The 13,187-nt window shown below is 63.7% G+C and carries 12 protein-coding genes and 1 pseudogene; 9 read left to right on the forward strand and 4 right to left on the reverse strand.

Features of this window, described 5'->3' with window-relative positions:
* The 8 genes and pseudogenes from livM to JG743_RS05875 all read left to right on the forward strand — a co-directional run bounded on the left by livM (position 1) and on the right by JG743_RS05875 (position 9,722).
* Positions 1–1,392 (forward strand): high-affinity branched-chain amino acid ABC transporter permease LivM, encoded by a 1,392-nt coding sequence (livM, locus tag JG743_RS05840; RefSeq protein WP_202298881.1) that lies wholly within the window; start codon positions 1–3, stop codon positions 1,390–1,392.
* A pseudogene (locus JG743_RS05845) lies at positions 1,392–2,471 on the forward strand (ABC transporter ATP-binding protein); the annotation flags it as partial. The gene livM and the pseudogene JG743_RS05845, both read left to right, overlap by 1 nt.
* Positions 2,472–2,488: 17 nt before the next feature.
* The gene (locus JG743_RS05850; protein ID WP_202298883.1) at positions 2,489–3,217 is read left to right on the forward strand and encodes an ABC transporter ATP-binding protein; all 729 of its coding nucleotides are present in this window, start codon (positions 2,489–2,491) and stop codon (positions 3,215–3,217) included.
* A 112-nt stretch (positions 3,218–3,329) separates the two neighbouring features.
* Complete coding sequence (locus JG743_RS05855) at positions 3,330–3,677, forward strand: DUF6867 family protein (protein WP_202298884.1); 348 nt, start codon at positions 3,330–3,332, stop codon at positions 3,675–3,677.
* Positions 3,678–3,814: 137 nt separating this feature from the next.
* Positions 3,815–4,933, forward strand: coding sequence for a branched-chain amino acid ABC transporter substrate-binding protein (locus tag JG743_RS05860; protein ID WP_127282964.1), 1,119 nt, complete (start codon positions 3,815–3,817; stop codon positions 4,931–4,933).
* A 207-nt stretch (positions 4,934–5,140) separates the two neighbouring features.
* Entirely contained in the window at positions 5,141–8,599 is a 3,459-nt protein-coding gene (gene pyc / locus JG743_RS05865; protein ID WP_202298885.1) for a pyruvate carboxylase, read from the forward strand.
* 153 nt (positions 8,600–8,752) lie between these two features.
* Positions 8,753–9,013 (forward strand): DUF2312 domain-containing protein, encoded by a 261-nt coding sequence (locus tag JG743_RS05870; protein WP_140538106.1) that lies wholly within the window; start codon positions 8,753–8,755, stop codon positions 9,011–9,013.
* Between the two features lie 262 nt (positions 9,014–9,275).
* Entirely contained in the window at positions 9,276–9,722 is a 447-nt protein-coding gene (locus tag JG743_RS05875; RefSeq protein WP_202298886.1) for a hypothetical protein, read from the forward strand.
* A 38-nt stretch (positions 9,723–9,760) separates the two neighbouring features.
* On the opposite strand, the gene JG743_RS05880 is transcribed toward JG743_RS05875, so the two are convergent.
* On the reverse strand, positions 9,761–10,270 hold the full coding sequence (locus tag JG743_RS05880) for an arsenate reductase ArsC (protein WP_202298887.1): 510 nt from the start codon (positions 10,268–10,270) through the stop codon (positions 9,761–9,763).
* 184 nt (positions 10,271–10,454) lie between these two features.
* On the opposite strand from JG743_RS05880, the gene JG743_RS05885 reads away from it, so the two are divergent.
* Positions 10,455–10,799 (forward strand): hypothetical protein, encoded by a 345-nt coding sequence (locus tag JG743_RS05885; protein ID WP_202298888.1) that lies wholly within the window; start codon positions 10,455–10,457, stop codon positions 10,797–10,799.
* A gap of 56 nt (positions 10,800–10,855) precedes the next feature.
* Here JG743_RS05885 and msrB read toward each other — a convergent pair whose 3' ends face one another.
* From msrB to JG743_RS05900, 3 genes are all read right to left on the reverse strand, one after another.
* Entirely contained in the window at positions 10,856–11,260 is a 405-nt protein-coding gene (gene msrB / locus JG743_RS05890) for a peptide-methionine (R)-S-oxide reductase MsrB (protein WP_202298889.1), read from the reverse strand.
* 244 nt (positions 11,261–11,504) lie between these two features.
* Complete coding sequence (locus JG743_RS05895) at positions 11,505–12,695, reverse strand: vWA domain-containing protein (protein WP_202298890.1); 1,191 nt, start codon at positions 12,693–12,695, stop codon at positions 11,505–11,507.
* 8 nt (positions 12,696–12,703) lie between these two features.
* Entirely contained in the window at positions 12,704–13,150 is a 447-nt protein-coding gene (locus JG743_RS05900) for a GNAT family N-acetyltransferase (RefSeq protein WP_202298891.1), read from the reverse strand.
* Between the last annotated feature and the right edge of the window lie 37 nt (positions 13,151–13,187).

Below are 13,187 nucleotides of genomic sequence, written 5' to 3' on the forward strand. Positions count from 1 at the left end.
ATGGCGGTTACCGTGTCTCCGGAGCGCGACGTCGTCGCCAACCCTGTCCAGCGCGCTTTTCGCGAGGCGCTCTATGCCGGCGCCATCGCGCTCGGTCTGTTCGTGCTGTTCATCGGTCTCAAGACCGATCAGAACATCTCCAACGAGCTGATCCTGGTGCAGCGCTGGGGCCTGCTTGCCGTGGTGGTGATCCTCACGGCCGGCGGGCGTTTCCTCTACGTCGGCTTCGCCCAGCCGGCGATGGAGCGGGCCAAGGCTGAAAAGGCAAAGGCTCCCGCGGCCGTCGCCGAGCCCGGCTTCTTGCGCCGCAACTTCAACTCGATCGGCGCCGCAGTGCTGCTGCTGTATCCGGTGGCAATCGTGCTGTTGTTCGGCTTCCAGGGCTCGCTGAAATGGGTCGACAATTTCGGCATCCAGATCCTGATCTATGTGATGCTGGCCTGGGGGCTGAACATCGTCATCGGGCTGGCCGGCCTGCTCGACCTCGGCTATGTCGCCTTCTATGCGGTCGGTGCCTACGCCTACGCACTGCTCGGCACGCATTTCGGCCTGTCGTTCTGGATCCTGTTGCCGGCCGCCGGCATGATGGCTGCGTTCTGGGGCGTCATGCTCGGCTTTCCGGTGCTGCGCCTGCGCGGCGACTATCTGGCGATCGTGACGCTGGCCTTCGGCGAGATCATTCGGTTGGTGATCATCAACTGGCGCGAAGTGACCAACGGCTCGGCCGGCATTTCCGGTATCCCGAAGGTCAGCTTCTTCGGGTTGATGTCGTTCAATGTCTCGGACCCCAACTACATCGCCAAGGTTCTCGGCATCGCCCAGTCGGGCGCCTATTACAAGATTTTCCTCTATTACCTGATCCTGGGGCTCTGCTTCCTCACCGCCTTCGTCACCATCAGGCTGCGTCGGCTGCCGGTCGGCCGGGCCTGGGAAGCACTGCGTGAGGATGAGATCGCCTGCCGCTCGCTCGGCATCAACACCACCACCACCAAGCTGACCGCCTTTGCCACCGGCGCCATGTTCGGCGGCTTCGCCGGCTCGTTCTTCGCCGCACGGCAAGGCTTCGTCAGCCCGGAATCCTTCGTCTTCCTGGAGTCGGCGATCATCCTCGCCATTGTCGTGCTCGGCGGCATGGGCTCGCTTGGCGGCATCGCGGTTGCGGCGCTGGTGATGATCGGCGGCACGGAAATCCTGCGCGAGCTGAGCTTCCTCAAGGCGGTGTTCGGCCCCGACTTCACCCCGGAGCTCTACCGCATGCTTCTGTTCGGCATAGCCATGGTCGTCGTCATGCTGTGGAAGCCGCGCGGCTTCGTCGGCAGCCGCGAGCCGACGGCCTTCCTCAAGGAGCGAAGAGCGGTCTCAGGCTCCTTCACGAAGGAGGGCCACGGCTGATGAACGCGACCCCTTCCTCGAACGAGTTCATCCTGCAGGTCGAGCATCTGTCGATGAAGTTCGGCGGCCTGGTCGCTATTGGCGACCTGTCCTTCCAGGCCAGGCGCGGCGAGATCACCGCGCTGATCGGCCCCAACGGCGCCGGCAAGACCACGGTGTTCAATTGCATCACCGGCTTCTACAAGCCGTCGGAAGGTATGATCACGCTGAACCGCAGCGACGGCTCGAGCTACCTGCTCGAACGCCTGCCGAACCACGAGATCCCGGCGCGCGCCAAGGTGGCGCGCACCTTCCAGAACATCCGCCTGTTCTCGGGCATGACATTGCTGGAGAACCTGCTGGTCGCCCAGCACAACAAGCTGATGAAGGCGTCGGGCTATACGATGCTCGGCTTGTTCGGCTTCTCGAGCTATCGCAAGGCGTCGGCCGAATCGATCGACCTGGCCAAGCACTGGCTGGAGAAGGCCAACCTGGTCGACCGCGCCGACGATCCGGCCGGCGACCTGCCCTATGGCGCGCAGCGGCGCCTGGAGATCGCCCGCGCCATGTGCACGGGGCCTGAGCTTCTGTGCCTCGACGAGCCGGCCGCCGGCCTCAATCCGAAGGAATCGGCGGCGCTCAACGAGCTCTTGATGGACATCAAGAAGAGCACTTCGATCCTGCTGATCGAGCACGACATGTCGGTGGTCATGCAGATCTCCGATCACGTCGTGGTGCTCGAATATGGCCGCAAGATCTCGGACGGCAATCCGCACTCGGTCAGGACCGACCCGCGCGTCATCGCCGCCTATCTCGGCGTCGACGACGAGGAGGTCGAGACGGTGCTGACCGAGGTCGGCGACGAGGACGTCATCGAGCAGTTGGACACCGGCCCCGACAAGGCGCACGGGTCCGACATGTCGTCGTCGATGATGGCCGGCCCGGTGACCGACACGATCGGCCACAGCGAGGGCGAGCGCGTGACGGTGTCGAAGGGCGCCTCCAAGGCAGCCCAGGTCGATGCAAAGGCCAACGCGCCGAGAAAGCCGTCCGAGCGGGCCACCGCCAAGCCGGCCGGAAAATCCCCGACAGCCAAGCCGCGCGGAGGACGTAAGTAATGGCCGGCACAACGCTGCTCGACATCAAGGGCGTCGAGACCTACTACGGCAACATCCGGGCGCTGAACGGCGTCAATGTGCAGGTCAACGAAGGCGAGGTGGTCGCTCTGATCGGCGCCAACGGCGCCGGCAAGTCGACGCTGATGATGACCATCTTCGGCGCTCCACGGGCACGGGCGGGCACCATCACCTTCGCCGGCACCGACATCACCCAGATGCCGACCCACGAGATCGCCCGCATGCGCATCGCGCAGTCGCCGGAGGGACGCCGCATCTTCCCGCGCATGACGGTGATGGAAAACCTGCAGATGGGCGCCAGCCTCGACAACCTCAAATACTATGACGAGGACGTCGAGAAGGTGTTCACGCTGTTCCCGCGGCTGAAGGAGCGCATCGCCCAGCGCGGCGGCACGCTGTCGGGCGGCGAACAGCAGATGCTGTCGATCGGGCGCGCGCTGATGGCGCGGCCGAAGCTGCTTCTGCTCGACGAGCCGTCGCTGGGCTTGGCGCCGCTGATCGTCAAGCAGATCTTCGACGCCATCCGCGAGCTGAACCGCACCCAGGGGTTGACCGTGTTCCTGGTCGAGCAGAACGCTTTCGGCGCGCTGAAGCTCGCCAATCGTGGCTACGTCATGGTTAACGGCAATGTGACGATGAGCGGCTCCGGCAAGGAACTGCTCGCCAATCCGGAAGTGCGCGCCGCCTATCTCGAAGGCGGCCACCACTGAGTTTGGAACGGGATGCGTGCATCCGCTATTCCGCTCCAAGTTGTTTGTTTGTCGCATGATCTTGGTCCGAAAGGTCGGCAGCTTTTCGGGATCATGCTAGGGAGACTTCATCATGCAGGGCATTCTCTATGAGGAACCCTCGATCTGGCAGTTCTTCTTCGTCACCTGCCTGCTCGGTGGCTGGGCCGCGTGGATGACCGGCAAGGCGAGCGCTCAGACATGGCGCAGCTTCGTCCAGCTCTTCCTCTACATGCTCGGACTCGGTATCGGCATCAGGTTCATCCATCACGCGCTATTCGGCGGCACGATGTTCTCGCTGCATTACTACATCGTCGACACCATCGTGCTGATGATACTGGGCTTCCTCGGCTATCAATACACGCGCACCAACCAGATGGTTACGCAGTATAATTGGCTCTACGAAAGAGCCTCGCTTTTGAGCTGGAAGCCGAAAGGCTGAGGTTCATGATTAACGCCGCCTCGGGGATGAAACGGCGTGACAAGTGCCTGAAAATCGGCAAACTATGCTTTCTGCGATAAGGGTGGGCATCGCATGAAAGTATCATCCACGCCCACTCCGTAAATGGGAGCGTTTATATGAAAAAGTCACTCTTGTCCGCCGTGGCTCTGACCGCGCTCGTCGCGTTCAGCGGTAGCGCGTGGGCTGACATCCTGATCGGCGTCGCCGGTCCGATCACCGGCCCGAACGCCGCCTTTGGCGCGCAGTTGCAGAAGGGCGCCGAGCAGGCCGCCGCCGACATCAACGCGGCGGGCGGCATCAACGGCCAGCAGATCAAGCTCGAGATCGGCGACGACGTGTCGGATCCGAAGCAGGGCATCTCGGTCGCCAACAAGTTCGTCGCCGACGGCGTCAAGTACGTTGTCGGTCACTTCAACTCGGGCGTCACCATCCCGGCCTCGGAAGTCTATGCCGAGAACGGCATCCTGGTCATCACGCCTTCGGCAACCAACCCGCAGCTGACCGAGCGCGGCCTGTGGAACACGTTCCGCACCTGCGGACGCGACGACCAGCAGGGTAAGGTCGCCGGCGACTATCTGGCCAAGAATTTCAAGGACGCCAAGATCGCCGTTATCCACGACAAGACGCCTTACGGCCAGGGCCTCGCCGACGAAACCAAGAAGGCGCTCAACGGCAACGGCGTCACCGAAGCCCTGTATGAAGGCATCAATGTCGGCGACAAGGACTTCTCGGCCCTCATCGCCAAGATGAAGGAAGCCGGCGTCTCCGTCGTCTATTACGGCGGCCTGCACACCGAAGCCGGCCTGATCATGCGCCAGCTCGCCGACCAGGGCCTCAAGGCCCAGTTCATGTCGGGCGACGGCATCGTGTCGAACGAACTGGCCTCGATCGCCGGCGACGCCGTCAACGGCACGCTGATGACGTTCGCTCCGGATCCGCGCAAGAACCCGAACGCCAAGGAACTCGTCGAGAAGTTCCGCGCCGCCGGTTTCGAGCCTGAAGCCTACACGCTCTACTCCTATGCCGCTCTGCAGATCGTCGCCGCCGCCGCCGCCAAGGTTGGCTCCGCCGACGACGCGCAGAAGGTTGCGGATGAGATCAAGAAGAGCGGCCCGTGGAAGACCGCGATCGGCGACATCGGCTATGACGCCAAGGGCGACATCACGCGTCCCGACTACGTGCTGTACACCTGGAAGAAGGGTGACGACGGCAAGTACACCTACTTCGAGCAATAAGCCGACGAACGTCTGAAATCCGGAAATGCCCGGCGCGAAAGCGCCGGGCATTTTTGTTTTATGGGCCTTTCATGCCCCGATCGGAGGCTCTGGCGCGAACAAACCATTTAAATCGGTTTAGATGTCGCGCGAATCCGTTTGCACTGCAGCATTTTCACGCTAATCATTGCGCCAGCCCCCATCCTCTCCGTCCCTGGAGCCCTGTCCTTGGCAATCACGAAGATCCTCGTCGCCAACCGGTCCGAAATCGCCATCCGCGTCTTTCGCGCGGCCAATGAGCTGGGCCTCAAAACCGTGGCGATCTGGGCCGAGGAGGACAAGTATTCGCTGCATCGCTTCAAGGCCGACGAAAGCTACCAGGTCGGGCGCGGACCACACCTGGCCAAGGACATGGGGCCGATCGAGAGCTATCTGTCGATCGACGAGGTGATCCGCGTCGCCAGGCTGTCGGGCGCCGACGCCATCCATCCCGGCTATGGCCTTTTGTCGGAAAGCCCGGAGTTCGCCGAAGCTTGCGCCACCGCCGGCATCACCTTCATCGGCCCGAAGCCGGAGACGATGCGGCGGCTCGGCAACAAGGTCGCGGCGCGCAACCTGGCGATCGAGGTCGGCGTGCCCGTCGTGCCCGCCACCGATCCGCTGCCGGACGACATGGAGGCGGTCAAGGAACTCGCCAAAGGCATCGGCTATCCGGTGATGCTGAAGGCATCATGGGGAGGCGGCGGCCGCGGCATGCGCGCCATCCGCGCCGAAGTCGACCTTGCCCGCGAGGTGATGGAAGGCAAGCGCGAGGCCAAGGCCGCCTTTGGCAAGGACGAGGTCTATCTCGAAAAGCTGATCGAGCGCGCCCGCCATGTCGAGGTGCAGGTGCTGGGCGACACGCATGGCAATGCCGTGCATCTGTTCGAACGCGACTGCTCGATCCAGCGGCGCAACCAGAAGGTCGTCGAGCGCGCGCCGGCGCCCTATCTCAGCGAGGCGCTGCGCCAGGAGCTGTGCGGCTATGCGCTGAAGATCGCGAACGAGACCAGCTACATCGGCGCCGGCACGGTCGAGTTCCTGCAGGACGCCGACACCGGCAAGTTCTACTTCATCGAGGTCAATCCGCGCATCCAGGTCGAGCACACCGTCACCGAAATGGTGACCGGCATCGACATTGTCAAAGCGCAGATCCACATCCTCGACGGCTTCGCCATCGGCACGCCGGAATCGGGCGTGCCGGCGCAAAAGGACATCAGGCTGAACGGCCACGCGCTGCAGTGCCGCATCACCACCGAGGATCCGGAGCACAATTTCATCCCGGACTACGGCCGCATCACCGCCTATCGCGGCGCGACCGGCTTCGGCATCCGGCTCGACGGCGGCACCGCCTATTCGGGCGCCGTCATCACCCGCTTCTACGATCCGCTGCTGGAGAAGGTGACGGCCTGGGCGCCGACGCCGGCCGAGACGATCGCGCGCATGAACCGGGCGCTGCGCGAGTTCCGCATCCGCGGCGTGGCGACCAACCTGACCTTCCTCGAAGCGATCATCAATCACCCGAGCTTCGCCGACAATTCCTACACGACCAAGTTCATCGACACGACGCCGGAGCTGTTCCAGCAGGTGAAGCGGCAGGACCGTGCCACCAAGCTGCTCAACTACCTCGCCGACGTCAGCGTCAACGGCCATCCCGAGACGCGCGGCCGGCCGATGCCCAAGGCAGACGCGGCGGCACCCGTGGTGCCCTATCTCAACGGCAAGGTGCCGGACGGCAGCAAGCAGAAGCTCGACGCGCTCGGTCCGGAAAAATTCGCCGCCTGGATGCGTGCGCAGAAAGAGGTGCTGGTCACCGACACGACGATGCGCGACGGGCACCAGTCGCTGCTTGCCACCCGCATGCGCACGCATGACATCGCCGGCATCGCCGGCACCTATGCGCGGGCGCTGCCGCAGCTGCTGTCGCTCGAATGCTGGGGCGGCGCGACCTTCGACGTCGCCATGCGCTTCCTCACCGAGGATCCGTGGGAGCGGCTGGGCAAAGTGCGCGAGGCCGCGCCCAACCTTTTGCTGCAGATGCTTTTGCGCGGCGCCAATGGCGTCGGCTACACCAACTATCCCGACAATGTCGTGCAGCATTTCGTCAAGCAGGCAGCGGACGGCGGCGTCGATCTGTTCCGCGTCTTCGACTGTCTGAACTGGGTCGAGAACATGCGCGTCGCCATGGATGCGGTCGGCGCCGAGGGCAAGCTGATCGAAGCGGCGATGTGCTATACCGGCGATATACTCGATCCGGCGCGGGCCAAATACGACCTCAAATACTATGTCGGGCTGGCGAAGGAACTCGAGGCCGCAGGCGCCCATATCATCGCCGTCAAGGACATGGCCGGGCTGCTCAAGCCATCAGCGGCGCGCGCGCTATTCAAGGCGCTGCGCGAGGCAACCGACCTGCCGATCCATTTCCATACGCACGATACGTCCGGCCTGTCGGCGGCGACGGTGCTGGCGGCGGTGGAGACCGGCGTCGACGCGGTCGACGCGGCGATGGATTCCTTCTCCGGCAACACCTCGCAGCCCTGCCTCGGCTCGATCGTCGAGGCGCTGAAGGGCACCGAGCGCGATCCCGGGCTAGACCCGCAATGGATCCGCAAGATCTCGTTCTACTGGGAAGCGGTGCGCAACCAGTACGCGGCCTTCGAGAGCGATCTCAAGGGGCCGGCGTCGGAGGTCTATCTGCACGAAATGCCCGGCGGGCAGTTCACCAACCTCAAGGAACAGGCGCGCTCGCTGGGTCTTGAAACACGCTGGCACGAGGTGGCGCAGGCCTATCACGACGTCAACCTGATGTTCGGCGATATCGTCAAGGTGACGCCGTCCTCCAAGGTCGTCGGCGACATGGCGCTGATGATGATAAGCCAGGATCTCACCGTCGCCGATGTCGAGAACCCGGCGCGCGACATCGCCTTCCCCGATTCGGTGGTCTCGATGCTGCGCGGCGATCTCGGCCAGTCGCCCGGCGGCTGGCCGCCGGCGCTGCAGAAGAAGGCGCTGAAGGGCGACAAGCCGATCACCGTGCGGCCAGGCTCGCTGCTGAAAGCCGCCGACCTCAAGGCCAGCCGCAAGGACATCGAGCAGAAGCTGGAGCGCAAGCTCAGCGAGTTCGAGTTCGCCTCGTGGCTGATGTATCCGAAGGTCTTCACCGACTTCGCTGCGGCGCAGGAAACCTATGGGCCGGTCAGCGTGCTGCCGACGCCGACCTATTTCTACGGCATGAAGTCGGAAGACGAGATCTTCGTCGACATCGAGAAGGGCAAGACGCTGGTGGTGCGCTGCCTTGCCATCGGCGACGTCGACGAGAAGGGCATGGTCACCGTGTTCTTCGAGCTCAACGGCCAGCCGCGGCGCGTCAAGGTGCCGGACCGCGCGCATGGGGCGTCGGCCGCCAAGGCGCGGCGCAAAGCGGAGCCGGGCAACGAGGCGCATGTCGGGGCGCCGATGCCGGGCGTGGTCTCCGCGCTTGCCGTCGCCGCCGGCCAGGCGGTCAAGGCTGGGGACGTGCTGCTGTCGATCGAGGCGATGAAGATGGAGACGGCGCTGCATGCCGAGCGCGACGGCGTGGTCGCCGAAGTGCTGGTCAAGGCCGGCGACCAGATCGATGCCAAGGATCTGCTGATCGCTTTCAACTGACGGCAAGATCGGTGCGTGAAGGCCGGCTGACGGCAGCCGTTCATGCCGCACCGATAATGTCTTGACCCAACGCGCCTGCTCGGGCATCGAACCCGCTCCAATTTGCCGGCCGACTTTTGCGAGTCGCCGGTAGCCAACGACGCGGAGAGAAAAATGGCCGACGACATCACCGAGACCAGCCAGACTGTTGCCGCCGGCCAGCTGCGTGCCTTCATCGAGCGCATCGAGCGGCTCGAGGAAGAGAAGAAGACGATTTCCGACGACATCAAGGACGTGTTCGCCGAAGCCAAGGGCACCGGCTTCGACACCAAGGCGATCCGCACCATCATCCGGCTGCGCAAGAAGGACCAGGCGGAGCGCCAGGAGGAAGAGTCCATTCTCGACCTCTACAAGGCCGCCCTCGGCATGGTCTGAGAACCGCGCCCGGTTTGCTCCCGTAATTCTTCCCCCGAGATGGGCGAGGCGTTTTGAAACCTCGCTCCGTACCTTCCTGGCTTCAGTCCGGGAGGCGTTCTCGCGCGCGATAGCGTGCGGAGCAGCCCGAACTCCCTCACCGCGAGGATCGTTGACCTGGTTCGCCTGGCGGCCGGGCCTTGCACCCGTTCGCCCAGCGGCTTCACGGAAACGCTGAAGCGATCTATCTCTTTGTTTTGGGGGCTGCAGCGAGCATCGAACCATGAGCGAATTCGACTTTGGCGGCCGCCGCGCCTCGGAATTCCGCCAACGCGGCTTTTGGTCGCTGTTCGCCGAGCGGCATCCTGAGGAAAGGACCTCGCTGGCGCGCCGCGGGCCCTGGTTCTGGCAGCGCGGGCTGCCGGATTTCGGACTGGTCCTTTCCATGTATGTCGCGCCGGCGCAGAACCATGTCGGCGTCTTCTTCGGCCGCAACGAGAAGTTCGGCGCCACCGAGTCCTGGTCCCGGCTGAAGCCGTTCCAGCCGGCGATCGAGGAGCGGCTGCAGCTCCGGCCGGATCAGAGTTCGCAAGGCCTCGGCATCAATTCGCTGTGGCGGGTGAATTGCTATGCCGAGGACAATTGGCCGGCGATGGCCGACTGGCTGGTGACGGAATGTACGCGCTTCGAGCGGGCTGTCGTCGCGGTGCTGGGGGAAACCCGGCCTTAGGCCCGACGGGTCGTTCGCCCGCCCAACCTGCCTGCTCTTCAATTCGGCCTGGACCCGTCGCGGCCGATTTCGTCCAGATGCTGCTGCAGCGCCAGCTTGTCGAGCGAACCCATCGGCAGGTTGGTGAACACCGCGATGCGGTTGTTCAGCATGCGATAGGCTTCGGCGAAGGCGAGATGCTGCTCGGCCTCGGTGCCGGATGCCTTGGCGGGGTCCGGCACCGCCCAAAGCGCGGTCATCGGATGGCCGGGCCAGATCGGACAGCTTTCATTCGCGGTGTTGTCGCAGACGGTGAAGACGAAGTTCATCTCCGGCGCGCCAGGTCCGGAAAACTCCTCCCAGCCTTTCGAGCGGGCGAAGGATGTGTCGTATTTCAGGCTTTCCAGCAGTTGCAGTGCATAGGGGTTGACCGTTCCCTTCGGCTGCGAGCCGGCAGAATAACCTTTGAAACGCCCAGCGCCGACGCGGTTCAGGATGGCCTCTCCCATGATCGACCGGGCCGAGTTCGCATTGCAGAGAAAAAGTACATTGTAGACATGATCGCTCATTTTGAACTCCTCCATGCTGGCGCTGCAAAATGACTTGGTTGCGATGCGGAACACAGGTTTCCGGCCCATTTGAGCATTGATGCCAGATTTCCATGTCATATTCGCGTCACATGTTGCGGGGGCTTGCTTTGACGGCAGGCTCCGGCATTTTCGAAGCGGCATGATCGCTAGCGGAGCCCAACCGATGGACGAATCGCATCAGGCCGGCAAGGCGTCCGGCGAGGGCGGCTGCTCAGCCGGCTTCCTCCGCTCGCGCTGGCAGGGCAAGGTGCCGCTCGACCTGCTGTTCTGGCGCGACATGGTCGTTGTCGGCACGGCCATCAACATCGCATCGTCGGCGCTGGCGCTCATCCTGCTCGGGCTGAAGCTGCCGCTCTGGCTGGTTCTGGCCGTGCATTTCGCGCCGGTGCCCTACAGTCTCTTCCTGACCTTCGCCGTCTGGCGAACCGCCGAGAAATCCGGTGGCGGCAAGGCGTCGCTGATGATGCTCGGCTCCGCGCTGTGGCTGATTGCGACGGTCGTGGCTTGAAACGAAAAAGGGCGGCCGGAGCCGCCCTTCGCAGTCGATGAAGTCGGCACGGTCGCTCAGGCGGCCGGCTCGAATTTCAGCGCCACGCCATTGATGCAGTAGCGCAGGCCGGTCGGCGGCGGGCCGTCATCGAAGACATGGCCGAGATGGCTGCCGCAGCGGGCGCAATGGCATTCGGTCCGCACCATGCCGTAGCTGCGGTCGACCGTCGTCTCGACCGAGCCCGGCACCGGATCATTGAAGCTCGGCCAGCCGGTGCCGCTCTCGAACTTCAGCTTGGATTCGAACAGCGGCTGGTCGCAGCCGACGCAGGAAAACGTGCCGGCGCGCTTCTCATAAAGCAGGGCGCAGCTGCCGGGACGCTCGGTGCCATGGTTGCGCATGACGGCATATTGCTCGGGCGTCAGCCGGGCGCGCCATTCGGCATCGGTGCGGGTGACGGGGTAGGCGTGGGTGTCCATGAAGATCTCCTCGGCCTTGGCGGCTCGTTGTTGGATGCAAGCTATATTCGCACCAACATAGGCATTTGTTACAGCGATATTCAGGTGAGGCCGGCCTGCAAATGGCGGCGTCCTGCGCTTCCGGTGCTCACGTGCCGCAAGTACGCTGCGCTCCGGTTCTCGGACGCCACCCAGTTTGGTCGCTTTGCGTCCGTATTCGACTCCGGCTCGGCCTGACCTGAATCTCAGCCGCCCAGCCAGAAAATCAATGTTTCCTTGAAAGCTGTTTCGTCGCGGCCTCGAGCCCCGCAAGCGTCAGCGGAAACATGCGGCCGCCGAAGATGTCGCGGATCAACTGGATCGAATGGGTGTAACCCCAGTTCTTCTGGTTCTCCGGGTTCAACCATATGGCATTTGGCCATTGCTGCAGCAGGCGGCCGAGCCAGACGCTGCCGGCCTCCGGGTTCCAGTGCTCGACCGAGCCGCCGGGATGGGCGACCTCATACGGGCTCATCGAGGCGTCGCCGACGACGATCACCTTGTAGTCGGGCCCGTATTTGTGAAGCAGGTCGAAGGTCGGGATCGTCTCGGCAAGGCGGCGGCGATTGTCCTTCCACACGCCCTCGTAAAGGCAATTGTGGAAGTAGAAATATTCGAGCTGGCGGAATTCGGCGCGGGCGGCCGAAAACAGCTCCTCGACACTCCTGATGTGGTCGTCCATCGAGCCGCCGACATCGAAAAACATCAAAAGCTTCACGGCGTTGCGCCGCTCAGGCCGCGTCTTGACGTCGAGATAACCGTGTTCGGCGGTGGCATGGATGGTGCCGGGCAGGTCGAACTCCTCCTCGGCGCCCTCGCGCACCCAGCGGCGCAGCCGCTTCAACGCCACCTTGATGTTGCGGGTGCCGAGTTCGACCGCGTCCTCGAAGTTCCTGAACTCGCGCTGGTCCCAGACTTTTACCGCGCGGCGGTGCCGGCTCTCGTGCTGGCCGATGCGCACGCCTTCCGGATTGTAGCCGTACGCGCCGAAGGGCGAGGTGCCGCCGGTGCCGATCCATTTCGAACCGCCCTGATGCCGGCCGTTCTGCTCCTCCAGCCGCTGCTTCAGCGTCTCCATCAGCTTGTCGAAGCCGCCAAGCGCCTCGACCAGCTTCTTCTCCTCATCGGTCAGATGCTTTTCGGCAAGCCGCCGCAGCCACTCCTCGGGGATGTTGGCGACGTCGACGGCATCTGGCCCGGCGGAAGCCTCGACACCTTTGAAGACGTGCGCAAAGACCTGATCGAAGCGGTCGATGTGCCTCTCGTCCTTCACCAGGGCCGAGCGGGCGAGGTAATAAAAGCCCTCGACGTCATAATCGACCAGCCCGGCTTCCAGTCCTTCCAGAAGCGACAGATATTCCCGCAGCGAAACGGGAACCTGCGCGGCCTTCAGTTCGAGGAAGAAGGGGATGAACATGGGCTCCTTTATAGCAGATCGTACTCGATGAAGCCGGTCCGCCGCGCGACGTAGTCGTAGAGCTTGCGCGCCGTAGCATTGGTCTCGTGCGTCATCCAGTAGACGTTCTTCACGCCGATCTTGCCGGCCTCGTCCTGCACCGCTTTGATCAGCGCTGCTCCGACGCCCTTGCCGCGCACGTCCGGATCGGCGAACAGGTCCTGCAGATAGCAGTTGTTGACCAGCGACCAGCAGGAGCGGTGGTAGAGATAGTGGGTAAGGCCCACCGCCTTGCCATCGAGCGTGGCGATGAAACCCTTCGGCTCGAATTCGCCTTCCGTGAACAGGCGCTTCCAGGTGACGTCGTAGACCTCGTCGGGCAGCCTGGTTTCGTAGAAGGTGAGGTATGCGGTCCACAGCCGCCGCCAGTCGGCGTGGTCGGACTGGGCGAGCGGGCGGATGCTGATTTCGGACATTGGATGCTCTCCTCGTTTCGCGCCAACATCAACAAGG

This window comes from Mesorhizobium sp. 131-2-1 (assembly GCF_016756535.1).
Lineage (GTDB): Bacteria > Pseudomonadota > Alphaproteobacteria > Rhizobiales > Rhizobiaceae > Mesorhizobium.